Consider the following 21,650-nt stretch of genomic DNA (forward strand, 5'->3'; position numbering starts at 1 on the left):
GGTTCAGTCGACCTCGTTGGCGGTAAGGAACATCGCCTTCTCCAGCGCAGCGAAGAACTGCTGGTAGGGTTCGGCGTCGGATACGGCGGTGATGTTGTACTGCGCGCTGGCCCGCACCGCCATCTGAGTCGTGCCTCGGGCGCGAACGGTCACCGTCATGCGCATGGTGTAGCCCGACATCTTGGTGCCGCTGACCGTGCCCAGCACCTCGTCCGCCTTATCGACCACGAAGCCGAGATCCTGCAGGGTGGCGATCACCGTGCGGATGGTGAGGTTGCGGTCGGTGGTGTCGAAAGCCCGGGTCTGCACCGCCCGGAGCGCCACCTGGCTCTTGTCGGTGGCCAGCACCTGCTGGCGCGAATCGGTCTGGCAGGCGGCCAGGGGAAGCAGGCAGCACAGGGCGGCGAGGAGGGCGGAGCGGTTCATATGGCGTGGCCCTCCAGGAACACCGATTGCGACAGCTTGTCGTAGAATTGCTGGTACATGGCGGCGTCGCCCAGGGATTCGGTGCGGCTGACCTGTCCCGCGCTGTTCCACACCACCCGCTGGAAGGTGGTGCGCACCAGGATGCCATCGGGAACCTGCTTGGTCACCACCGAGATGCGGATCTTCTGCTGGGTGTCGAAGGCGACCGAGCCCTTGCCGCCCGAGGCGGCGATCAGCATGGTCAGCAGGACGGCGCCGGTGGCCTGACCGGCTTCGATGGCGTCGCGGTCCTTGGAGGCGACGATCAATCCGGTCGCCGGCGAGGATTCGTCGATGTTGAAGCCGAGATCCTGCAGCACGCCGGCGGCGGCGGCCAGGATCATGGTCTCGTCCCTGGTATCGTAGCGGCGCGACTGCATCTGGCGTTGCGCCAGGCTTTCCGCCGACAGGGTCAGCGCCGCCTTCTGCTGATTTCTGAGATCAGGCTGCTGGCAGGCGGCCAAGGCGGCGGCGACCGCCAGACTCACCGCGATCCGCTTCATGGGGCGCCCCCTCCTTTGGGGTCAGAAGCTGCTGGAGCGGTACGAGAAATCGCGGACCCGGCTGGCCTCGTCGTACTTGATGATGATGGTGAGCGTGCGCTGGCTGGTGCTCTGGGCGCCGGCACCGCGGGAAACGTTGGCGCCGCCGCCGCCGCCGGCAAGTCCGCTGCCGATCAGGGCGCCGCCCAGCACCAGGGCGTTGACCCCGCCCGAGCTGGTGGAATAGGCGGTCTCGGTGGAGATCTTGTCGTAGACCCAGTTCTCGCGCCGCTTCTCGTCGGTGGTCACCATGTTGGGCGAGCCCAGCACCTCGACCACCTCGGCGCTGGTCATGCCGACCCGGATCTCGCGCTGGACCTTGCCCACCGTCAGCTTGTCGCCGCTGTCCTGGGCGGCGCGGACGTCGCCCATGTGCTGGGCCGCCGACTGGCAGCCGGCGAGGGCGAGGGCGAACAGGGCGACGGCGAGGGGACGGAAGGGCTTGCGCATGGTCGTTCCTTCGGGATGGGGGTCAGGGCTTGGCGGACGCGGGTTCGGGCTTCTTCGAAGCTGGGGGTTCGGGCTTCTTCGGGGCTTCGGACTCCACCGGCATGGCGGCGGCCGGCACGTCGTCGGTATCCTCCACGCGCAGGGCTTCGAGGAACATCGCCTTCGACAGCGGCTCGAAGAAGTATTTCTGATAGAACTCGGGGTCGTCCACCTGCGTGTTCATGCCGGGCTGCTTGACCAGGGCGTTGGCCCGCACCACGGTGCGGGTCGGGCTGCGGCGGTTGACCGTCGCCGACAGGCGCAGGAAGGCCAGCTTGGTGGCCGACACCGTGCCGGCCGCCGGCTCGACCTTGTCGATGATGTAGCCCAGGTCCTGCAGCGTCGCCACCACGGTGCGCATGGCGCTCTTCTCGTCGTTCATCTCGAACGCCCGGCTCTGCATCGCGCGCAGTTCCACCGCGCTCTTCTGGCTCAGCGTGATCTGGTTGGGGTTGTGGCCCTGGCACGCGGCCACCGAAAGGGCCAGCAGAAGGGCGGCGGCGAAGCGCTGGAGACGGCGGGCGGTCATATCTTGTTGGCCTCCAGGAACACCGATTGCGACAGCTTGTCGAAGAACTGCTGGTACATCTCCGGCTCCAGCAGCAGTTCGGCGCGCCACAGGGCGCCGGTGTTGTTCCAGATCTTGCGGTCGAACGACACCCGCGCCTCCAGCTGCTTCGAGTTGGTCACCGGCGTCACCACCAGGGTGACCTGGATGCTCTGTTCCTTGTCCCACATCGGATTGTGCGACGAGCCCGCCAGCGCCGCCAGGATCATCAATCCGACCTGGAGCGCCACCTGGCCCGCCTCCTCGGCGTCGCGCTGCTTGGCGCCGGTCAGCACGCCCACCGGGGCCGAGGATTCGCTGATGGTGAAGCCGAGGTCCTGCAGCACCTCGGTGGCGGCGGTGAGCATCGCCCGCTCGTCGAGGGAGTCGAACCGGCGGGTCTGCATGGAGCGGATGTCGACGGCGGCCTTGGGCGGCTGCCCCAGCTGCTTGGCGATCGAATTGGCATCGACGCATCCCGCCAGCGCGGCGGTGGTGCAGGCGACCAGGGCAAGCTTTCGGAACGGTGGCATGTCGCGGCTTTCCCCCATTGCGGCGGCAAGCATACAAACACATCCGTTGCGGGCGGGCAAGGTGGCGGGACGGCCTCTCAGGAGATGTAACGCTACCGTATCTCCGCGACGATCTCCGCTTCCGCCCGGATGTGGCAGAACAGGTTGACCTCGGGGATGGCGCCCGGGCACGAGACGTTGATCTCGGTCAGGGTGTCGCCCAGGAAGTCCAGCCCGGCCAGCACGATGCCGTGGCGGCGCATGTAGCCCTTGGCGGCCTCGACCAGGCGGGCCTGGGCGGGCGAGAAGGGGCGCGCCGCGGTGACGTCGTGCAGGCCGCCGCCGGGCGGGATCAGCCGCTCGATGACGCCGATCACCCGGCGGTCGGTCATCAGCACCCTTGTGTCCAGCGGGGGGCGGCCGTCGCCGGGGCCGAGATAGGGTTCGGCGATGACGTAGCCGAACAGCCCGACCAGATCGTCGAAGCCGGCGCGCAGCGCCCTGGAATCCTCCGCCGGCAGGAAGCGCACGCCCTTGCTGGCGAACAGCGAGGGCGGCTTCAGCACCACGGTGCCGACGCCCATGGCGCGCATGGCGGCCACCGCGCCGTCCAGCTGGCCGGCCGAGAACAGGCTCCAGGTCGGGCGCGGGCACAGGTCCAGGGCCGAGCGCTTGTCGTGCACCGTCAGCACCGCCGCCGGCGGGTTGACGATGCGCGCGTCCACATGGCACAGCGCCCGCAGGGTTTCGTAGTAGCGGATGTCGGTGGAGGGATCGAGGCGCAGCCAGACCAGATCGTGCGGCCCCACCGCCTCGCCGGCCAGAACCAGGGTGCGGCCGCGGATCATCACGTCCTCGATGGTGGCCCAGCGGGTGGCGTCGCCACGCTCGCCATGGGCGCGCATCAGATGCAGGCTGGAATCCCATTTCTGGTCCAGCGTCTCCATCGGGTCGCCGAGGAAGAAGACGGTCCCGGCGACACTGGGCAGGACCGGCTCCGGCGCCGGGGCGCTCCCGCACGCGACGCCGCCGATATCCTCGAGAACCATCCCAAGCCCTTTCCCACGGCCGTATATGACGAAGTAATGAAGCACAACCGGGGGCGATGGTGCCAGCGGCATCTGTTGCGCACAGCTTCGCATACCTTGGGGTAGAAAGGGCGCCGGCGCCTATCCGTACGCCGCCTTGCGTCCAGGTCCCCTGCGGGAGGATAATTAGGCAGATGGACTTTACGGTTATTACGTGGAGGCCATCGGCAAAGCGGAGATCGGGCGATGACCATCGAAGTGATCTTGCTGCTCCTGGCCGGCGTAGCGCTGGTCGCGGCCCTGCTGCTGACCCGCGAGGCGGTCGTCCTGGGCGCCGTGCTGGCCTACACGTTGACGCTCATGTGGCTGATTTTCAACGATATTTCCCTTGTCCTGCCGGGGCTGGCGCTGGCCATCATGGTCGGGGTGGCGGGGCTGGTGCGGATCGTCGGAGAGGCCGATCCGTCACAATCCGTCACAACCGGGCGCAATCCCGTCACAAATAATTTTAAGTAATCGCAGGCATACAAGCCGCGAGGGGTGCCAATATGGGGTCAGGCCCGGCGACGGGCCGACAGCGGCGGAGGCGGCAGCGATGGCGCAACCCTTACCCCGACGGCAGACCCGGATGAGTACGCACCCCGTCACCTCACAGTGCCTGACTCCCCGTATCGAACAGGTCCGCCACCACCTGACCCGCGGCGAATGGGCGTGCGGTCACGCCATCGTGTCCGCCATGCTGAAATGCGCCGAGCGCGGCGGCTGCGGCGGGCACGCCGACTGCGCCTGCGCCGCCCTGTCGATGCTGGGCCGGGTCCGCTCGCTGCTGACACATTGACGCCACTCTGCGGCCAATCCTTGTCACGCCGCCGCCGCGGCGTCCTGCGCTATTCCTTAGGCGTCATCCATACAGCGGAAAGGACGCCGGAATGAACACCATCCAGATCCTGAAGTCCCTCGCCCTCGACTGCTGCGCCGCCGTGCTCGGCGTGTCCATCATCGGCGTGCCGATGATGTTCGTCAGCGCCTTCATCGTCTGACGGGGGGCGCGGCCGGCGGCAAAGTTCGGCTTCGAAAGCTGCCGGACGGAGGCTACAATGCGCCTCCGTCCGTCCTTGCCGAGGCCAAGAGCATGTGTCCTGCCGGGTTCCGCCGCCTTCTGTCCGCCCTCGTGGCCGTGGTGCTGATGCCGCTGTCGGCCGGTGCCGCCGAGCCGATCCGCATCGGCGCCTTCCTGTCGGTCACCGGCGTGATGTCGCTGATGGGCGATCCCGAGAAGAAGGCCCTCGAGATGGAGATCGAGGCCATCAATGCCGCCGGCGGCGTGCTCGGGCGCCGGCTGGACCTGGTCAGCTACGACGACGGCTCCGACCCGGAAAAGGCGGTGACCAGCGTCAAGCGGCTGATCGAGAACGACCGCGTCGATGTGGTGCTGGGCGGCTCGGGCACCCCCACCAGCCTGGCGGTGCTGGGCCTGATGGAGAAGGCGTCCATGCCATACATCTCCATGGGCGGCGGCGTCGGCATCGTCGAGCCGGTGCGCAAGTGGAGCTTCAAGGTGCCGCCCACCGACCGCATGGCGGCCGAGAAGGTCTTCCTCGACCTCAAGCGGCGCGGCCTCACCCGGCTGGCCCTGCTGTCCGAGAATGTCGGCTTCGGCAAGTCGGGCCGCGACCAGAGCCTGGCCCTGGCCCCGGCCTACGGCATCGAGATCGTCGCCGACGAGAGCTACGGCCCCAAGGACCCCGACGTCACCCCCCAGCTCACCCGCATCCGCGCCGCCAAGGGGGCGCAGGCGCTGTTCGTGTTCGGCACCGGCATGGGGCCGGCGGTGGTCACCCGCAACATCCGCCAGCTCGGTCTGCAGCTCCCGGTCTACCAGTCCCACGGCATCGCCTCGAAGGAGTTCCTGCGCCTGGTCGGCGCCGCCGCCGACGGCACCCGCCTGCCGGCCAGCGCCCTGGTCATCGCCGACCGCCTGCACAAGGACGACCCGCAGGCCCCGGTGGTGCAGGCCTTCAAGGCCGCCTTCGAGGCCCGCACCGGTCAGGACGTCAGCATGCTGGCCGGACACGCCCACGACGCCCTGCACCTCTACCTGGAAGCGGTCAAGCGCGCCGGCTCCACCGACAAGGTCCGGGTGCGCGACGAGATCGAACGCACCAGCGGCTTCATCGGCACCGCCGGCGCCGTCACCATGTCGCCCACCGACCACATGGGCCTGGGCCTCAAATCCTTCCACCTGGTCGAGGTGGTGAAGGGCGAGTTCGTGCCGGTGGAGTAATCCGTGAATTCTCCCTCCCCCCCTTGCGGGGGAGGGTTGGGGTGGGGGGGCTGGCGCCGGCTGGCCAGGAGGCTGCCAACCCCACCCCCGACCCCTTCCCATGAAAGGGGAGGGGAGGTGTTCTTCAGTGGCTCATCAGCACCGGCAGTTCGGCGTGCTGCAGCACGTGGCGGGTGACGCCGCCCAGGATCATCTGGCGCAGGCGCGAGTGGGTGTAGGCCCCCATCACCAGCAGGTCGGCGCCTCGGCATTCGTCCAGCAGCACCTGGCCGGCCTGGGCCCCGGCGGTGACGGTGCGGAACTGCGCCGCCACGCCGTGCCAGGCCAGATAGGTCTCCAGCTCGGCGGCGGGTACGCCGCGGGTGCGGTCGTCCTCGGTGATGGTCAGCACCGTCACGGCGGAAGCAGTGGCCAGCAGCGGCAGGGCGGCGGCGATGGCGCGGCCGGCCTCGGCGCTGCCGTTCCAGGCCACGGCGATGCGGCTGGCCGGGCCGGCCGGCGGGGTGGTCGGGGCCAGCAGCAGCGGCCGGCCACTCTCCAGCAGCGCCGCGTTCAGGGTCAGCAGCGAGGGCGTTTCGGCGCCCTCGCGCGGGCAGCCGGTCACCACCAGATCGTGCAGGCGGCCGCGCCACGCCACCGCCTCCTCCTCGCGGCCCGCGACCTCCAGCCAGTCGGCGGTGGGGCCGGCGGCCGGCGGCGCCGCCTGCAGCGTCACCCCGAAGCGGGCTCGGACCTGGTCGAAGGCGGCCCGTGCCGCCTGGGCCCGCTCCGCCGCCTGGCGTTCGGCGGCGTTCAGCATCTCCTCGACCATGGCGCCCGACATGCCCTCGCCGACCAGCGGCACCGCCGCAGTGGGGTCGATCCGGACGTGCAGCGCGGTGGCGTGGGCGGCGGGAAACAGGCGGAAGGTGGCTTCCAGGGCGCCGGCACAGCCCGGATCGGCGAAGGGGACGAGGATGGTCCTGAATGCGGTCATCGCGGCCTCCCGTCTTGGGTCCTGCGGGGAATTATGCACCCTTGGTGCGGCGCGGAACACCCCCTCAAACGCCGATGGCAGCCCGCCCGTCGGCCAGCGCCTTGGCCTTCGAGCCGCCGGTATTGATGCGGGTCCAGGCGATGGGTCCGAGGTCGTAGTCCAATTGGCGCTTCAGCACCGCCACGGTGGCGTCCGAGGCGTTGGCGCGGCGGCCCTTGATGCGCCGGGCGGCGAGGTGGGGCGGGGTTTCCAGCCACAGCCCGTCGAATGGCAGGCCGGACTGGCGCGCCACCCGCTCGATGGCCTCGCGCTGGTCGGGGCGGGCGAAGACGGCGTCGGCCACCGCCGCGTGTCCGGCCGCCAGCACCTGCCGGCAGGTGTCGTAAAGGGCCTGATAGGTGCGCTCGGTGATTTCGGGCGTATAGCCCTCGGGTCCCAGCGGCGCCAGCAGATCGGCCCCCATCAGCTGCTTGCGCAAGGCGTCCGAGCGCACCACGATTGCTCCCGGCACCGCCAGGAAGGGCGCCAGCTCGCGGCCCATGCGCGACTTGCCGCTGCCCGACAGGCCGCCCACCGCCAGCAGCCGGGGCGGCGGCGGGCTCAGATAGGCGAAGGCGGAGTCGAGATAGCGCGTCGCCTCGGCCGCCAGCTCGTCGCGGCGCGGGGCAGCGGTCGCGGCGGCGGCGGTGGTGGCGGCGACATGGGCGCGGATGGCGGCACGCAAGCTCAGGAACAGCGGCAGCAGCGCCACCGCGCCGTAATCGCCCGACAGGTCGAGGTAGTGGTTCATGGCGGTGCTGGCCAGCCCCCGCCGGCCGCGCCGGTCCAGGTCCATCAGCAGGAAGGCGAGGTCGTAGAAGACGTCGATGCAGCCGATGTCCTCGGAGAACTCGATGGCGTCGAACAGGGTCGGCCGCCCCTGGAACAGGCAGATGTTCCCCAGGTGCAGGTCGCCGTGGCAGCGCCGCACCCGGCCCTCGGCGCGGCGGGCCTCGAGCAGCGGCGCCAGGCGGGCGAGGGCGGTGCGCGACGCCTCGGCCAGGTCGCGGGCGCGGGCGGGCGGGATGAAGTCGGGCAGGCCGGCCATGGTGGCGGCGTTGGTGTCGATGGTCCAGGTCAACCCGGCGACGCCGCCCTTGTCGGGGCGCACGGCCGCGGCGCGGTGGAAGCGCCACACCGCCTCGGTCAGGGCATGGATGCGGTGGCGGTCCAGGCCCTGCCCCGCCGCCAGCCGGCTGAACAGGGTGCGCTGGTCGAAGCGGCGCATCTCGACCAGCCAGTCCACCACCGTGCCGGCGCCGCCGATGGCAAGGTGGCCATCCTCGCCCCGGGTCACCGGCACCACCCCGAGATAGAGGTCCGGCGCGGCGGCGGCGTTGACCGCCAGCTCGGCCGCGCAGGCGGCGTGGCGCTGCTCCACCGTCGAGAAGTCGAGGAACGGCAGCCGCACCGCCCGTTTCAGCTTCCAGGCCCGGTCGCCGGCCAGGAACACCGCCGAGATGTGGGTATCGACGCGCTGCGGCCGTGCTCCGCCATGGGTAGCGGCACGTCCGAGGAAGGCCAGGGTCTCGGCTTGCGGGTCCATGGGGCGCAAGTCTACCCCCAACCGCCCGCCGGCACCACGCAGTAGCCTCATCCTGAGGAGCCTGCGCCAGCAGGCGTCTCGAAGGGTGGGGCGGGCCAAGGACACCGTGCGGCGGACCTCGCCCTTCGAGACGCACCCCTGCCGGGGCGCTCCTCAGGGTGAGGTCCGAATGGAGCGGCCAGGCACGCAGGCGGCCTACCCAGGCCGGGCTACCCCTTTTCGGCTTTGCCGCCGCCGGCCGGGGGCGGCTAGGACACGGGTCCATGAAGCTTCGCATCCTGCATCTCGACGGCTCGCTGATGGCGCAGCCCACCCTGGCGCGGCTGGCCGAGGAGGGGGCGGCGCAGGTGGTCAACCTGAAGCCCGAGGCCCAGGCGCTGCGGCTGTGGACCGGGCGCGCCGACATGGTCGCCCTGGCCCGCCGGCTGGCCGAGGAGGGCCCGCCGCCGGGGCGCGGCGCCGACGTCACCTTCATGGGCTCGGGCGACTACCACCACCTGTCGGTGCCGCTCATCGCCCGCCACGCCGGGCGGCCGCTGTCGGTGCTGCATTTCGACAACCACCCCGATTGGGGCCGCTGGCCGCCGGCGTATCATTGCGGCTCGTGGGTCAACCGGGCGCTGGAACTGGACGCGGTGGCCAAGGTGGTGACGGTCGGCCCCTGCGCCCCGGCCGGCTGGCCGCAGCTGAAGGGGGCCAATCTCGGCCTGCTCGGGCAAGGCCGCTACGAACTCCATCCCTGGCGCATGGGCCGGTCGCGGCGGCTGGGCGGCGGGCCGGTGGACTGGGCCAATCTGGGCGAGGGCGGCTGGGACGGCTTCGTCGCCACCCTCGCCGACCGCCTGCCCACGGAACGGGTCTACGTCACCATCGACAAGGACGTGCTGCACGCCGACGAGGCGGTGACCAACTGGGACCAGGGCGAGATGCGCCTGGACCACATCCTGGCCTGCCTGCGGGTGCTGGCCGGCAGCCACGCCATCGTCGGCATCGACGTCTGTGGCGAATACGCGCCGCCGCGCTTCGACGGCTGGGGCAAGCGGCTGCTCGCCCGCCTCGACCAGCCGCGCCCGCCGCCCCAGCCCGACCTCGGCGTCAACGAGGCGGCGAACCGGCGCCTGCTGGCGGCGGTGGCGGAGTTGGGGCTGTAGCCAGCAATTCCTCCAGCATCGCCCCATCGGCGATGCGAGGCACCTTGTTCTGGCCGCCCAGGCGGCCGCGCCGCTTCATCCAGGCGGCGAAGAAGCCGGGCGGCACCGGCACCAGCTCGGGTGCCGCCAGCGCCACCGAACCGGCCCGGCGCTCGCGGTAGTCCAGGCTGCCGGCGGCCAGCGCCGCGTCCAGGCGGGTGCTGAAATCCACGGGGATCGGGCCGGGGAATTCCACCACGAAGACGTGACGGGGCACCCCGGTTTCGGCGAAGCGCACCCCCACCGCATAATCCGAGACCTGGCCGCCGGCGGCGGCGACGGCGTCGTCCAGCTGTTGGCCCGACAGATGCTCGCCGACCGCGTTGAGCATGATGCCCAGCCGCCCGCTGACCAGCAGACGCGGCGGCTTGAGGCCGGTCAGCCGCACCGTGTCGCCCAGCACATAGCTCCACAGGCCGGCGCAGGTGGTGAGCACCAGGGCGTAGTCGATGCCGGGCTGGGCGGTGGCGAGCCAGTGGCGGGTGGGGGCGGGGGACCCGACCTCCGCCGCCGGCACCAGCTCGAAGAACAGGCCGTTGTCGATCTGCATCCGCAAGCCCTCGCCGTCGCCGCCATCGGCCAGGGCGACGAAACCTTCCGAGGCGGGATAGACCTCGGCGGTCTCGGCCCCGCCGCCCGCCATCAGGGCGCCGAAGCGGGCGCGGTAGGGGGCGAAGCCGACGCCGCCATGCACCACCATCTCCAGCCGCGGGAACATGGCGGCGAAGCTGCCCCCCAGCCGCTCGAGGAAGGCCAGCAGCCAGCCCGGCGTGCCTGCCACCGCCCGCACCCGTCCGGCCGGCACCGCCTTGGCGAGGCGGGCGATCTTGCGCTCCCAGTCGGTGTCCAGCGCCAGCTCCGGCGGCGGGAACGACCACGGCCGCGCCCAGGCCGGCACCGTGCAGGCGGCAATGGCCGACAGGTCGCCGCGACGGATGCCGGGGGCCAGGGTCTCCAGTGCGGTGGAGCCGCCCAGCATGAAGGTCGGTCCGGCCAGCACCCGGGATCGCGGCCGCCGCGCCAGGTGGTGGACCAGCACGTCCAGTGCGGCGCGGCGGTTGGCGGCCAGCATGGCGGCCGAGACCGGCACCGATTTCGAGCTGCCCGAGGCGGTGCCCGAGGTCTGCGCCAGTAAGGGAATGGTCCCGGGCCAGGTGACGTCCTCCAGGCGGGGGAAGGGGGCCTGCCAGTAGTCGCGCCAGAACTCGGCGTGGCGGCGCAGCGGCACCATGGCCTGATACTCGGCCACCGAGCGGATGCGCTCGAAGCCGTGGTCGCGGCCGAAGCGGGTGTGACGGGCGCGGCGGACCAGGGCCAGCAGGGTGCGCGCCTGGACCTCGGCCGGGTCGAGGCGGGCCAGCGCGGCGAGGCGGATATTGGCGTAGGCCCTGAGCAGCGGGGTGATGTCCATGCTAGGGCCTCAGGAGACTGAGATGCACGGCCGCCGCCGCCGCCGTCTCGGGCCGCAGCGGCAGCGGGACGGAGGCGCCGGCCCGCCACAACGGCAGCTGGTCGAGGAAGCAGGCGGACCCCGGCCAGCCGTCCTGGCCGCCCAGCAGCACCACGGAATTGCGGTCGGGGTCGGACAAATCGGCGAGGAAGCGGGCATTGGCGCCGAAGCGGACGGCGTGGCGGCCGTCCGCAAGCCCGTGGGCGGTCTTCATCACCGTCTCGTTGCCGCCGCCGCTGGGCAGGTCGGTGAAGCGCCCCAGCCGGCCGCACAGGGGCAGCGCGGCGGTGAAATGGGCCAGGCGCAGCCGGTGCAGCTCGCCCCACGGCTTCAGGGCCTTGCCGGCCTCGCGCCCGGCCTCGGCGATGGCGGCGGCGAGGTCGCGGGCGTCGCTGGCGGCGAGGCGACGGTGCAGCAGGCGCTCGGGGTCCCAGCTGGCCCAGTAGGCGGACTCGCCGAATTCGCCGTGGGCGAAGCGGTGCAGCCGGGCCAGGATGGCCTCGAAGGCGGCGGCGCCCAGGCTGGCCTCGCCGTACTGCCCGTCCCAGCCGGCCAGGGCGGCGGCGGCGGCGCCGTCCGGCGGCAGCCGCGCCAGCAGCCAGTCGCGCAGGCCCGGCGCGGCGTCGGAGCCCACATCCTGCTGGAAGCCGGCCAGATCCTCGAGGCCGAGCCGGCCGCGCCGGCGGGCCAGGCGCTCGAGGCGCAGGCGGCGGTGATGGGCCGCGAAGAACAGCCCCACCCGCACGGCGCTCCGGCGCGGCTGCTCGTTGGCCGACACCACGATGCCGCCGGGCGGGTCGAACAGGCGCGGCAGCTCGGCGGCGGTGGCGAGGTCGTCCCACGCCGCCGCCGCCTCGGGCGGCAGCACCGCGTCGGCCGGCGGGGTGGGCGGGCGGCGCGGCAGATGGGCGGCCGCCAGCTTGCCCACATGGCCGTCGCCATCGGCGTAGACCAGGGTCTGCCCGGGCACTGCCAGGCCGGCGGCGGCGGCGGCGAATTCCGTCCAGTCCCCGGCCCGGGCGATATCCAGCCAGGCGGACAGCTCGTCGGCGGGGCGGTGCCCGACCCAGGCCAGCGCCAGCGGCGGGCATCCGGCCAGCGGCGCGGCATCCGAGATCAGCGGCCCCAGCGCGGTGTCGCGCAGCACCACCTCGCGGCGCCGCCTGCGGCCGCGCACCGCCACCGACTGGCGGCGGGCGATTGCCGGCAAGGCGTGGGCGTCGAACAGCTCGGACGAGGCCGCCTGCAGCGCGGTGCCGCTCCAGGCGATGCGGCGGTTGCGGCCGATGGCGACGAAGGGCAGGCCGGGCAGCATCAGCCCGGCCATGTGGAACGAGGGCGAGCGCACCGCCCCGGCCAGCCACAGGCCGGGCAGCATCAGCGACAGATGCGGGTCGGCCGCCATCAGCGCCGCGCCCGAGGCCGAACGGTGCGCCGCCACCGCCAGGGCATTGCTGCCCGAGCGGGTCAGCCGGGTGGCCGCCACGGACAGCGGGTCGGTCCCGGCCAGGGGCGGGAAGACGGCGCCGGCCTCGGCGGTGACGGCGTGCCACAGCGCCGGCCAGTCGGGCCGCCGGCGCAGCCGGACCAGGTTGAACAGCACCATCCAGTTGACGTCGGCGCCGGCCAGCCGGCCCACCGTCAGCACGTCGGCGGCGCTCCACGGCTCCGGTCTGATGCCCAGCCAGGCGAGGTCCGGCGGCAGCGGCCGCCCGTGGGCGGCGTAATGGCCAAGGCCGGCGGCGAAGCAGTCCAGCCACGCGCGGGTGGCGGCCGGCATGCGCTCCAGCACCGCCGGCACGGCGCGGCCGAAATCCAGCAGGCGCAGCCCGTGGTCCAGCTCCACCGCCGCCGGACCCAGCATCTCGGCGGTGCGGCCGGTGGCGACGCGGCGGAACACCTCGATCTGGGTCAGGCGCAGATGGGCGTGGACCAGCCCCAGGGCGAAGGCGGCGTCCGAATCGGTCTCGGCGTCGATGAAGGGAATGGCATGGGCATCCCACCACACCCGCACCGGGCGCGACAGCGGCAGCCCGGTGGTGGGCAGCGCCGCCAGGCGGTCGGCGAAGCGGGGGCCGGGGCGCAGCCGGCAGGCGGCCAGGCCGGCACCGATGCGGGCCAGCACGGCGGCTCCCGCCGCCCGGTCGCCCAACTCCGCCCACCAGCCCATGGCCGCCATCCCGCCGGTTGCCGACATGGCCGCAAACAGCGATGGGTGACGGGCGTTCCCGCCGCCGGATCAGGTGGCGCCCAGCACCCGGGCGGCCAGGCGCGGCAGGTGGGGATGGACGTGCAGGGCGGCGATGCCGTCCAGGTCGAACCAACCCAGGGCGCAGGCGTCGCTGGCGGCGATCCCGTCGCCGGCCAGCCAGCGGCAGGCCACCGCGGCGACCACGAAATGGGTGCGCACCCTGCCGTCCGCGTCCCGCTCGATGACGTCGAAGGCGTCGAACACGCCCAGCGCCGCCGCCGCCACCCCGGTCTCCTCGGCCAGCTCGCGCAGGGCCGCGCCGGTCACGGTCTCGCCCAGCTCCACCGCGCCGCCGGGAAAGCCCCACCGGCGCGGCTCGGGCTCGCGGGCGCGCTGGACCAGCAGCACGCGGCCGTCGCGCACGACGGCGGCGATGGCGGCGGCAAGCGGAGCGGGTGGATAGAGGCGCGGCATGCCCTACCATAACGAAGCATGCGGGGGCTTGCCAGGGTGCCGAAACACCTTCTTTGGAATCAGTGCAGTAATACCTTCGCCTATATCCTTGTCGCACCAGCCTGATTGAGCGATAATCTGCCAAACGCCAGTAGAAGTGTTCGGGTGATGAGTATTCAAAAGTCAAAATTCGACGTACTGCTGGTTGAAGACGATGCCGGCGACGCCGGTCTGGTCAAGATCGCGCTGCGCCACGGCGACTACAATGTCGAAGTGCACCATGCCAAGGACTGCGACGAGGCCCTGGCCTTCCTGCAGCGATCGGGACCCGAATACGCATCGGCGCCGCGCCCCGATCTGGTGTTCCTGGATCTCAACCTGCCGGGCCGGTCGGGCTACGAGGTGCTGCAGGAGATGAAGAGCTCGCCCGCGCTGATGCGCATCCCGGTGGTTGTGCTGACCACCTCCGAGGCCGAGCGCGACGTGGCGCACTGCTATTCCATGCGGGCCAACAGCTTCGTCTCGAAGCCGTTCGGGGCGGACGAGTTCAATCACGCCATCCACAGCATCGAACGCTACTGGTTCAGCGTGGCGCAGTTGCCGCACTGACCATGGGGCCGTTCCAGGTCCTGGTCGTCGAAGACGATCCCGCCGACGCCCGCCTGGTGGAGCTGATGTTGCGCCGCGCCCGCGGCGGCGATTTCCAGGTCGAATGCGTCAGCCGCCTGGGCAGCGCCATCGAGCGGCTGAAGCGGGGCGGCATCGACGTGGTGCTGGCCGATCTGTCGCTGCCCGATTCCAGCGGGCTGGCCACCATCGCCGAACTGACCCGCGCCGCCCCCGATCTGCCGGTGGTGGTGCTGACCGGCAACGACGACGACTCGCAGGCCATCGAGGCCTTGAAGCACGGCGCCCAGGACTATCTGGTCAAGGGCCGCGGCGACGCCTATGTGCTGACCCGGGTGGTGCGCCACGCCATCGAGCGCAAGGGCGGCGAGCGCGCGCTGACCGAGGCGCGCGATGCCGCCGAGGCGGCGGTGCACGCCAAGTCCATCTTCCTTGCCACCGTCGGGCACGAGATCCGCACGCCGCTCAACGGCGTCCTCGGCATGGCCCGGCTGCTGCTCGACACGCCGCTGGACCAGCGCCAGCGCGCCTTCGCCGAGACCATCCTGGCATCGGGCGAGCTGCTGCTCGGGCTGGTCAACGACATCCTGGACTTTTCCCGCCTCGAGGCCGAGCGGCTGGAACTGGAGGAGGTGCCCTTCGACCTGTTCGACCTGGTCGAGGAGACCCGTCTGATGCTGGCGCCCCGCGCCGCCGACAAGGGCCTGATGCTGGGCTGCCGCTTCGCCCCGGCATTGCCGCGCATGGTGGCGGGCGACCCGCTGCGGCTGCGCCAGGTGCTGCTCAACCTGGTCGGCAATGCCATCAAGTTCACCGATCGGGGCGGGGTGACCATCCAACTGGCAAGCCTCGATTCGGCGCCGTCGGGGATGCTGGGACTGCGGGTGACGGTCGAGGATACCGGCGTCGGCATCGCCGATGCGGTGCGCGGCGACCTGTTCACCGAGTTCAGCCAGGCCGACACCTCCATCGCCCGCCGCTTCGGCGGCACCGGCCTGGGCCTGGCCATCTGCAAGCGGCTGGTGACGCTGATGGGCGGCGAGATCGGCTATGACAGCCGTCCCGGCGGGGGCAGCACGTTCTGGTTCACCGCCATGCTGGCGGAAGCCGACGCCACGTCGCTGCCGCCCGAGGGGGCGGTGCCGGACGAGAGCCCCTGCGCCATCCTTCTGGTCGATGACAACCAGGTCAATCTGGATGTCGCCACCGGCCTGCTGGTCCGCCGCGGCCACCGGGTGGCGGCGGTGGCGGACGGTGTCCAGGCGCTGGCGGCGGCGGCGCGCGAAAGGTTCGACCTGATCCTGCTCGACATGCACATGCCCGCCATGGACGGGCTCGAACTGGCCCGGCGCATCCGGGCCTCGGGCTCGGTCTCGGCGGTGGCGCCGATCTGGCTGCTGACCGCCAATCCCGTCGATCACGACGCCCGGTTGTGGCGCGAGGCCGGCATCGACGGCTGCCTGGCCAAGCCGTTCCGCGCCGAGGAGGTGGCCCGTCTGCTGGCCGGACGCCAGGCCGACCCCATTCCGGGCCTGGGCGGTGCCGGCGGGCTGGTGGTGCTGCCGGACCTGCTGGTCGATCTCAGGGATCTGGGGCACGAGCGCATGCGCGGGCTGGTCGATCTGTTCCGCCAGAGCTCGGGCGAGGATCTGCGCGTCGTCCTGGCCCGCGCCGAGGCAAAGGATCTGCCGGGACTGGCGGCAGGGGTCCACCGCATGGCCTCGGCGGCCTCCAGCCTGCACCTGACCGCCCTGAGCGAACATTGCCGCGCCATCGAGGATGCCGCCCGGGCCGGCGATGGCCGCGCCGCCGAGATGGCGGCCGGGCTGGCCGCGCTGTGGGACCGCTCGCTGGCGGCGCTGGTCGATGCTGTGAGCTGAGCGGGGACCGCGTCCCCGGACCGTCCTCCCCGCCGAAAAATCGCCCTCGCCCGCCTGCGGGAGCTTTGCGAAATTGCCTTTTTGGGCTCCCTCCCCCCTTGTGGGGGAGGGCTGGGGTGGGGGGTGCGCGCGTCAGCGCGCTACATGAAGTGTTTGATGACGTTAAATATTTTTCCGCGCTCGCCGCGCGTAAGCCCCCCTACCCGGCGGCTGCGCCGCCACCCTCCCCCACCAGTGGGGAGGGTTTCGCAAAGGTCCCGCCTGCGGGAGAGGGAGGGAGAGGGCGGCGCACCGACAGGTGCGTTTCGCGACAGCGAAAGCCCTTGTGTTACCGGGTCTCAGGCGCGTGGACACGCGCCGCCCTCACCCCGGCTCGCTGACGCTCGCGCCCCTCTCCCGCGGGCGGGCGAGGGGCAACCTGTTGGTGCGCAATCCCCCCTAGAGTGCGCCGACCTAAGGTCATCGCACTCTAATTTATTGATTTAGAGGCGGATTCAACCTGATAGCATCCGGCTCTAGCCGCTGGCCAGCCGGTAGCCGATGCCGTGGACGGTGAGGATGATGGCCGGGTGCTTGGGGTCGGCCTCGATCTTGCGCCGCAGCCGGCCGACCAGCACGTCGATGGTGCGGTCGATCACCGCCTCGCCGTCATGCTGGGTAAGGTCGAGAAGCTGGTCGCGGGTCAGCGCCCGGCCGGGATTGCGGGCCAGCGCCGCCAGCACGTCGAACTCGCCGCGGGTCAGGCGCACCGATTCGCCCGCCGGCGAGATCAGTTGGCGGGCGTCGCAGTCCAGGCGCCAGCCGGCGAAGCCGAACACGCCGCTGGCCTGGCGTTCGGCCGCCATGGACGGCGCCACCCGGCGGATCAGGTTGCGCACCCGCACCGCCAGTTCGCGCGGGTTGAACGGCTTGGTGACGTAATCGTCGGCCCCCAGCTCGAGGCCGACGATGCGGTCGGTCTCGTCCTGGCGGGCGGTGACCAGGATGATTCCCACCGACGACTTGGCGCGCAGGTCGCGGGCCAGGATCAGGCCGCTCTCGTCGGGCAGGTTGATGTCGAGCAGGACCACATCGGGGACCGAACGTGAGACGATGGTGCGCATGTCGCGGGCATCGCCCGCCTCGCTGACCAGAAAGCCCTCAGCCGTCAGCTGTGCCGCCAGTTTCGAGCGCGTCACCGGCTCGTCCTCGACAATCAGCACATGGGCTCTTCCCGCGTTCGTCACGGCTTCTCTCCCACGCCCCACGGCGTATTTACACCCTGTTTACCAGCCATTTGAACCGAATTCATGCGCGACGGCAATTTCGTTGATGCCGTTGGTCTATAACCATTCGTATGTGGCGCCGGTTTTCAAGTGCTTATTTTGCGGGGCCGCAGTTTTGCAGCGGAATTCAGTCGCCGCCGCCGCCGCAATGGGATGGGCGAAGGTTTGCGACACGATCGCGACCTTAAGCGGCGGCGGTCGGCACCGGCAACGACAAAGGCCGGAGTTTGGAGATGAAGATGGGATCCTTGCGCGGTACGTCCCCGAACCCCAGCACCGCGTAAGGGCACCCGAGAGGGAGGGCGGTCCCCAAGCGCTCTCCCTCGCATAAACGCCCGCTCCGGGGTACGTCCCCGAACCCCAGCATCCCGGGGTGGGCTCATGAGGGGGAAGCCGCCCCCACGGCTTCCCCCTCTTTCATTTCACCGATGCCTCCCCCTCCCCCTCGTGGGAAGGGGGGGGTGATTCATCTACAGCAGCTGATAGGACCAGTGCGCCTCGGGCACCGCCAGGCGGAAGCCGGCGACGGTGCGGGCGGCCAAAGCGGGCGTGGCGTTGAGGATGGCGAACGGCATGCCGTCCTTGTGCACCAGGTGGTCGGCGGGACGGGGCTGGCCGGAATGGACGCTGCGGCGTTCGCGGGTGAGCAGTCCGGAGAAGCTGAACATCCCTACACTCCTGTGGTGGCGGCCTGCCGCTGGGGGGTATCCCGTCCGGGCTTTGGCGCCGGGTTCGTCCTGCCCCACATAGGTATCCCCCTCGGGGGAGGCTTTCCAGACCTGATCGGGGGAGGTATGCCACTTCGTGCGGAGGCTTTCCCAACCGCGCGCGGCGGCGGGCTCAGAACCCTTGGGCGAGCAGGCCGGCGAAGGTCTCGGAATCCACCGCGGGGCTGTAGAGGAAGCCCTGCATGACGTGGACCCCGCGCTCGATCAGGAAGGCCGCCTGGGCCTCGGTCTCGACGCCCTCGGCGATGACCTCGAAGCCGAGATTGGCGGCCAGCGCCACCACCGAGGCGACGATGGCGCCGTCCTTGCCGTTGCCCGGCAGTTCCGAGACGAAGGCGCGATCGATCTTCAGCGCGTTGACCGGGAACAGCTTGAGATAGGCCAGCGACGAATAGCCGGTGCCGAAATCGTCGATGGAAACGCGCACCCCCATCCGGCCGAGGTCGGACAGGATGGCGATGGCGCGATCGACCTCGGTCGCCATCATGGTCTCGGTGATCTCAAGTTCGAGACGGTCGGCCCCCAGCCCGGTGGCCTTCAGCGCCGCCTCGACCTTGTCCTTGAGACCGGCGTCATGGAACTGGGCCGGCGACAGGTTGACCGAGACGCAGCCGAATTCCAGGCCGCGGGCGCGCCACTCGGCCATCTGGCGGCAGGCCTCGGACAACGCCCAGTCGCCGATGGCGCCGACCAGGCCGGCCCGCTCGGCGACCGGGATGAACATGGCCGGGCTGACGTCGCCGCGTTCGGGGTGGCGCCAGCGGATCAACGCCTCGGCGCCGACGATGCGGGTGCCGCCGCGCTCGACCTTGGGCTGGTAGTGCAGGCGGAACTGGCGATCGGCCAGCGCCTTGCGGATGTCGTTCTCCAGGTTCAGGCGGTCCACCGCCTGACGGTTCATTTCCTGGTCGTAATAGCGGTAGGGCCGGCCCGAGGCGCGGGCGTGGTACATGGCGGCGTCGGCCGAGGACAGCAGCGCCTCGGCGGTGTCGCCGTCATCGGGATAGACGGCGATGCCGATGCTGGCCGAGGTATAGAGCTCGCGTCCCGCCAGGGTGAACGGGTCGGAAAAGGAATAGACCACCTTCTCGGCGCAGGCGACGGCCCCCTGGGGATCGGTGATGGTGGGCAGGGCCACCACGAATTCGTCGCCGCCCAGCCGCCCGATGATGTCCGAGGCGCGCACGCAGCTTTTCAGCCGGCGCGCCACCTGGCGCAACAGATCGTCGCCGGCCCCATGGCCGAAGCTGTCGTTGACGTCCTTGAAGCGGTTGAGGTCGAGGAACAGCAGTGCCAGCCGCTGGCCGGTGCGGGCGGCGCGGGCGATGGCGTCGCGCAGCGCCTCCATCACCGTGTGGCGGTTGGCCAGCCGGGTCAGGGTGTCGTGGCTGGCGTGGTAGCGGATCTTCTGTTCGTCCAGCTTGCGCCGGGTGACGTCGTGGCACAGCAGGACGTGGGTCTGCACGCCGCCGTCGGGGCCGCGGATGCCGGTCAGCGCCGCCGAGACCGGAAAGACGTCGCCATCGGCGCGCCGCGCCCACAGCTCGCCCTGCCAGATGCCGCCGATGGCGGCGGTGGCGAAGGCCTCGGCCACCAGGTCGGGATCGTTGACCTCGGTCGCCAGGATGCGCGCCTTCAGCCCGATCACCGCCTCGGCGGTGAAACCGGTCATCCGCTCGAAGGCCGAGTTGACGGCGCGCACCACGTGGTCGCCATCGGTGACCACGATGGCCTCGCCGACATTGTCGAACACTGCCGCCGCCAGCCGCAGGCGCTCCTCGGTCTGCTTGCGCTCGGTGATGTCCTGGACCGTGCCCTCGTAGCACAGCACGGCGCCGGCCGGGTCGCGGACCGCCCGGGCGTTCTCGGCGATCCAGATGACGCTGCCGTCCTTGCGCCGCACCCGGGCCTCGAAATTGCGCACCTCGGAATGGTGCTCGAGCAGGTGGGTGAAGCGGTCGCGGTCGGCCGGATCGACATAGAGGAGATGGGCGATGTCGGTGAGCCCGGCCACCAGCGCCTCGGGACCGTCATAGCCGTAGATGCGGGCCAGCGCCGGATTGGCCGCCAGGTAGCGGCCATCGGGGGTGGTGCGGTAGATACCCTCCACCGCGTTCTCGAACAGCGAGCGGTATTGGTCGGGCGCGTGGCCGTCCTGCCGCGCGGTCCCGACCGCCGCCTGTTCGATGATGGCGTCGCCGCCGTCCAATCTTGTCCCCTCGCGAAATAGGGTAATACCCTGACGCCGCTAGGAGTGCCATCGGTGACGGTACGATTGCAAGGGTGCTGTGCGCAGACTATGCGGAGGGATAGGGGGTCGGCCGTCTCAGCGCCAGCCGACCCGGTCGAAGGTGCGCACCGCCTGGGCGATGTTCTCGCCCAGCATGGCGACGTTGATGGTCTCGGCCTTGAACGGACCCCAGGCGCCGACGGTGGGCGACAGCTTGGCGCCGGAGCGCACCGGGAACTCGTTGTTGGCCTCGGCGAACAGGCGCTGGGCCTCGGGTCCGGCCATGTATTCCAGCAGCCGCACCGCCTCGGCCTTGTTGCGGGCCGAGGCGGCCAGGCCTGCGCCGGACACGTTCATGTGGGCGCCGCGCCCCTGCTGGTTGGGGAAGAAGATGCCGACCTTGGCGGCGGCGTCGCGCTCCTCGGCCTTGGACGAGGTCTGCATGCCGCCGAAATAATAGGTGTTGGCGATGGCGAGGTCGCACTGCCCGGCGGCCACCGCCGAAATCTGGTCGCGGTCGCCACCCTGGGGCTTGCGCGCCATGTTGTCGACCATCCCCTTGGCCCATTGCCCGGCCTTGTCCGGCCCCATCACCGCGATCAGGCCGGCCAGCAGCGACTGGTTGTAGGCCGAGGAGGACGAACGCACGCAGATGCGGCCCTTCCACTTGGGATCGGCCAGGTCTTCGTAAGTGGACAATTCCGACGGCTTGACCCGATCCTTGGCGTAGAAGATCACCCGCGCGCGCGCCGACAGCCCGTACCAGTACCCCTGCGGGTCGCGGTACTGGGCCGGGATGGCGGCGGTCAGCGCCGGCGTCGATATCGGCTGCAGCACGCCGGCCACCCGCGCCTTGTGCAGGTGCACCGCGTCGGTGGTGACGAACAGGTCGGCGGGGCTGTCCTTGCCCTCGCTCTTGAGGCGCTCCAGCAACTGGTCCTCGGCCGCCGACAGCAGGTTGACCTTGATCCCGGTCTCGGCGGTGAAGGCGTCGAGCACCGGCTTGATCAGGTGGTCCTTGCGCGCCGAGTAGACGTTGACCTCGGCGGCGGCGGCGGGCAGGGCCACGGAAGCGGAGAGGAGGAGTGCGGACAGGCTGGAGACGAGGCGGCGCATGGGCGTTATCCGTGAAAGTAAGAGTGACTTGCAGTCTCATTTAGCACATGAGGGCTGGGTTGGGAAGCCCCGAGTGCGAAGGGCAATCGGGC

At 70.9% G+C, this 21,650-nt stretch carries 21 protein-coding genes; 6 read left to right on the forward strand and 15 right to left on the reverse strand.

What is annotated here, in order from left to right; all coding sequences use genetic code 11:
* Positions 1-3: 3 nt before the first annotated feature.
* From MTBUT4_RS13840 to MTBUT4_RS13865, 6 genes are all read right to left on the reverse strand, one after another.
* Positions 4-426: a hypothetical protein gene (locus MTBUT4_RS13840; RefSeq protein WP_173980279.1), complete on the reverse strand. Its 423-nt coding sequence runs from the start codon at positions 424-426 to the stop codon at positions 4-6.
* Positions 423-968, reverse strand: a complete 546-nt coding sequence (locus MTBUT4_RS13845) for a hypothetical protein (RefSeq protein ID WP_173980280.1) — start codon at positions 966-968, stop codon at positions 423-425. The genes MTBUT4_RS13840 and MTBUT4_RS13845 overlap by 4 nt, the downstream gene beginning before the upstream one ends.
* Positions 969-989: 21 nt before the next feature.
* Positions 990-1,457: a hypothetical protein gene (locus tag MTBUT4_RS13850; RefSeq protein WP_173980281.1), complete on the reverse strand. Its 468-nt coding sequence runs from the start codon at positions 1,455-1,457 to the stop codon at positions 990-992.
* A 22-nt stretch (positions 1,458-1,479) separates the two neighbouring features.
* The gene (locus tag MTBUT4_RS13855; RefSeq protein WP_173980282.1) at positions 1,480-2,025 is read right to left on the reverse strand and encodes a hypothetical protein; all 546 of its coding nucleotides are present in this window, start codon (positions 2,023-2,025) and stop codon (positions 1,480-1,482) included.
* Positions 2,022-2,576 (reverse strand): hypothetical protein, encoded by a 555-nt coding sequence (locus tag MTBUT4_RS13860; protein ID WP_173980283.1) that lies wholly within the window; start codon positions 2,574-2,576, stop codon positions 2,022-2,024. The genes MTBUT4_RS13855 and MTBUT4_RS13860 overlap by 4 nt, the downstream gene beginning before the upstream one ends.
* Before the next feature lie 92 nt (positions 2,577-2,668).
* On the reverse strand, positions 2,669-3,604 hold the full coding sequence (locus MTBUT4_RS13865; protein WP_173980284.1) for a RimK family alpha-L-glutamate ligase: 936 nt from the start codon (positions 3,602-3,604) through the stop codon (positions 2,669-2,671).
* Between the two features lie 225 nt (positions 3,605-3,829).
* On the opposite strand from MTBUT4_RS13865, the gene MTBUT4_RS13870 reads away from it, so the two are divergent.
* The 3 genes from MTBUT4_RS13870 to MTBUT4_RS13880 all read left to right on the forward strand — a co-directional run bounded on the left by MTBUT4_RS13870 (position 3,830) and on the right by MTBUT4_RS13880 (position 5,867).
* The gene (locus MTBUT4_RS13870; RefSeq protein WP_173980285.1) at positions 3,830-4,099 is read left to right on the forward strand and encodes a hypothetical protein; all 270 of its coding nucleotides are present in this window, start codon (positions 3,830-3,832) and stop codon (positions 4,097-4,099) included.
* A 112-nt stretch (positions 4,100-4,211) separates the two neighbouring features.
* Positions 4,212-4,421, forward strand: a complete 210-nt coding sequence (locus MTBUT4_RS13875) for a hypothetical protein (protein WP_173980286.1) — start codon at positions 4,212-4,214, stop codon at positions 4,419-4,421.
* Between the two features lie 294 nt (positions 4,422-4,715).
* Positions 4,716-5,867 carry an ABC transporter substrate-binding protein gene (locus tag MTBUT4_RS13880; protein ID WP_173980287.1) on the forward strand — a complete coding sequence of 384 codons (1,152 nt, stop codon included), beginning with the start codon at positions 4,716-4,718 and terminating at the stop codon, positions 5,865-5,867.
* Positions 5,868-5,991: 124 nt separating this feature from the next.
* On the opposite strand, the gene MTBUT4_RS13885 is transcribed toward MTBUT4_RS13880, so the two are convergent.
* Together MTBUT4_RS13885 and MTBUT4_RS13890 are read right to left on the reverse strand one after the other, a co-directional pair.
* On the reverse strand, positions 5,992-6,843 hold the full coding sequence (locus tag MTBUT4_RS13885; protein WP_173980288.1) for a universal stress protein: 852 nt from the start codon (positions 6,841-6,843) through the stop codon (positions 5,992-5,994).
* A gap of 64 nt (positions 6,844-6,907) precedes the next feature.
* Positions 6,908-8,428 (reverse strand): AAA family ATPase, encoded by a 1,521-nt coding sequence (locus tag MTBUT4_RS13890; RefSeq protein WP_173980289.1) that lies wholly within the window; start codon positions 8,426-8,428, stop codon positions 6,908-6,910.
* Between the two features lie 263 nt (positions 8,429-8,691).
* Between MTBUT4_RS13890 and MTBUT4_RS13895 the strand changes: the two genes are divergently transcribed.
* Positions 8,692-9,579 (forward strand): arginase family protein, encoded by an 888-nt coding sequence (locus MTBUT4_RS13895; RefSeq protein ID WP_173980290.1) that lies wholly within the window; start codon positions 8,692-8,694, stop codon positions 9,577-9,579.
* On the opposite strand, the gene MTBUT4_RS13900 is transcribed toward MTBUT4_RS13895, so the two are convergent.
* From MTBUT4_RS13900 to MTBUT4_RS13910, 3 genes are read right to left on the reverse strand one after another with little or no spacing between them, the layout of a single operon-like run.
* A complete protein-coding gene (locus MTBUT4_RS13900; protein WP_173980291.1) occupies positions 9,524-11,029 on the reverse strand; it encodes a GH3 auxin-responsive promoter family protein in 1,506 nt (501 codons plus the stop codon). The two genes, MTBUT4_RS13895 and MTBUT4_RS13900, sit on opposite strands and share 56 nt — an antisense overlap.
* Before the next feature lies 1 nt (position 11,030).
* A complete protein-coding gene (locus MTBUT4_RS13905) occupies positions 11,031-13,265 on the reverse strand; it encodes a penicillin acylase family protein (RefSeq protein ID WP_173980292.1) in 2,235 nt (744 codons plus the stop codon).
* Between the two features lie 42 nt (positions 13,266-13,307).
* Complete coding sequence (locus MTBUT4_RS13910) at positions 13,308-13,733, reverse strand: NUDIX hydrolase (RefSeq protein ID WP_173980293.1); 426 nt, start codon at positions 13,731-13,733, stop codon at positions 13,308-13,310.
* Between the two features lie 147 nt (positions 13,734-13,880).
* Here MTBUT4_RS13910 and MTBUT4_RS13915 point away from each other — a divergent pair, with 147 nt between their 5' ends.
* Both MTBUT4_RS13915 and MTBUT4_RS13920 read left to right on the forward strand, forming a co-directional pair.
* Positions 13,881-14,321: a response regulator gene (locus MTBUT4_RS13915; RefSeq protein WP_173980294.1), complete on the forward strand. Its 441-nt coding sequence runs from the start codon at positions 13,881-13,883 to the stop codon at positions 14,319-14,321.
* 2 nt (positions 14,322-14,323) lie between these two features.
* Positions 14,324-16,219, forward strand: coding sequence for a response regulator (locus MTBUT4_RS13920; protein WP_173980295.1), 1,896 nt, complete (start codon positions 14,324-14,326; stop codon positions 16,217-16,219).
* 515 nt (positions 16,220-16,734) lie between these two features.
* Here MTBUT4_RS13920 and MTBUT4_RS13925 read toward each other — a convergent pair.
* The 4 genes from MTBUT4_RS13925 to MTBUT4_RS13940 form a co-directional block, all read right to left on the reverse strand.
* Entirely contained in the window at positions 16,735-17,421 is a 687-nt protein-coding gene (locus MTBUT4_RS13925; protein ID WP_254434864.1) for a response regulator, read from the reverse strand.
* Positions 17,422-17,954: 533 nt separating this feature from the next.
* A complete protein-coding gene (locus MTBUT4_RS13930; protein WP_173980297.1) occupies positions 17,955-18,152 on the reverse strand; it encodes a hypothetical protein in 198 nt (65 codons plus the stop codon).
* 172 nt (positions 18,153-18,324) lie between these two features.
* Complete coding sequence (locus tag MTBUT4_RS13935) at positions 18,325-20,421, reverse strand: bifunctional diguanylate cyclase/phosphodiesterase (protein WP_254434865.1); 2,097 nt, start codon at positions 20,419-20,421, stop codon at positions 18,325-18,327.
* A gap of 117 nt (positions 20,422-20,538) precedes the next feature.
* Positions 20,539-21,558 carry a Fe(3+) ABC transporter substrate-binding protein gene (locus MTBUT4_RS13940; RefSeq protein WP_173980298.1) on the reverse strand — a complete coding sequence of 340 codons (1,020 nt, stop codon included), beginning with the start codon at positions 21,556-21,558 and terminating at the stop codon, positions 20,539-20,541.
* Between the last annotated feature and the right edge of the window lie 92 nt (positions 21,559-21,650).

Origin of the sequence: Magnetospirillum sp. UT-4 (assembly GCF_902729435.1) — a bacterium.
Lineage (GTDB): Bacteria > Pseudomonadota > Alphaproteobacteria > Rhodospirillales > Magnetospirillaceae > Magnetospirillum.

Bases quoted from the DNA above. Each gene is read 5' to 3' on its own strand.
- MTBUT4_RS13915 (WP_173980294.1), top strand. From the start codon at position 13,881: ATGAGTATTCAAAAGTCAAAATTCGACGTACTGCTGGTTGAAGACGAT.
- MTBUT4_RS13920 (WP_173980295.1), top strand. From the start codon at position 14,324: ATGGGGCCGTTCCAGGTCCTGGTCGTCGAAGACGATCCCGCCGACGCC.
- MTBUT4_RS13870 (WP_173980285.1), top strand. From the start codon at position 3,830: ATGACCATCGAAGTGATCTTGCTGCTCCTGGCCGGCGTAGCGCTGGTC.
- MTBUT4_RS13905 (WP_173980292.1), bottom strand. From the start codon at position 13,265: ATGTCGGCAACCGGCGGGATGGCGGCCATGGGCTGGTGGGCGGAGTTG.
- MTBUT4_RS13885 (WP_173980288.1), bottom strand. From the start codon at position 6,843: ATGACCGCATTCAGGACCATCCTCGTCCCCTTCGCCGATCCGGGCTGT.
- MTBUT4_RS13930 (WP_173980297.1), bottom strand. From the start codon at position 18,152: ATGTTCAGCTTCTCCGGACTGCTCACCCGCGAACGCCGCAGCGTCCAT.
- MTBUT4_RS13880 (WP_173980287.1), top strand. From the start codon at position 4,716: ATGTGTCCTGCCGGGTTCCGCCGCCTTCTGTCCGCCCTCGTGGCCGTG.
- MTBUT4_RS13895 (WP_173980290.1), top strand. From the start codon at position 8,692: ATGAAGCTTCGCATCCTGCATCTCGACGGCTCGCTGATGGCGCAGCCC.
- MTBUT4_RS13850 (WP_173980281.1), bottom strand. From the start codon at position 1,457: ATGCGCAAGCCCTTCCGTCCCCTCGCCGTCGCCCTGTTCGCCCTCGCC.
- MTBUT4_RS13845 (WP_173980280.1), bottom strand. From the start codon at position 968: ATGAAGCGGATCGCGGTGAGTCTGGCGGTCGCCGCCGCCTTGGCCGCC.
- MTBUT4_RS13865 (WP_173980284.1), bottom strand. From the start codon at position 3,604: ATGGTTCTCGAGGATATCGGCGGCGTCGCGTGCGGGAGCGCCCCGGCG.
- MTBUT4_RS13860 (WP_173980283.1), bottom strand. From the start codon at position 2,576: ATGCCACCGTTCCGAAAGCTTGCCCTGGTCGCCTGCACCACCGCCGCG.
- MTBUT4_RS13840 (WP_173980279.1), bottom strand. From the start codon at position 426: ATGAACCGCTCCGCCCTCCTCGCCGCCCTGTGCTGCCTGCTTCCCCTG.
- MTBUT4_RS13900 (WP_173980291.1), bottom strand. From the start codon at position 11,029: ATGGACATCACCCCGCTGCTCAGGGCCTACGCCAATATCCGCCTCGCC.
- MTBUT4_RS13940 (WP_173980298.1), bottom strand. From the start codon at position 21,558: ATGCGCCGCCTCGTCTCCAGCCTGTCCGCACTCCTCCTCTCCGCTTCC.
- MTBUT4_RS13910 (WP_173980293.1), bottom strand. From the start codon at position 13,733: ATGCCGCGCCTCTATCCACCCGCTCCGCTTGCCGCCGCCATCGCCGCC.
- MTBUT4_RS13875 (WP_173980286.1), top strand. From the start codon at position 4,212: ATGAGTACGCACCCCGTCACCTCACAGTGCCTGACTCCCCGTATCGAA.
- MTBUT4_RS13855 (WP_173980282.1), bottom strand. From the start codon at position 2,025: ATGACCGCCCGCCGTCTCCAGCGCTTCGCCGCCGCCCTTCTGCTGGCC.
- MTBUT4_RS13890 (WP_173980289.1), bottom strand. From the start codon at position 8,428: ATGGACCCGCAAGCCGAGACCCTGGCCTTCCTCGGACGTGCCGCTACC.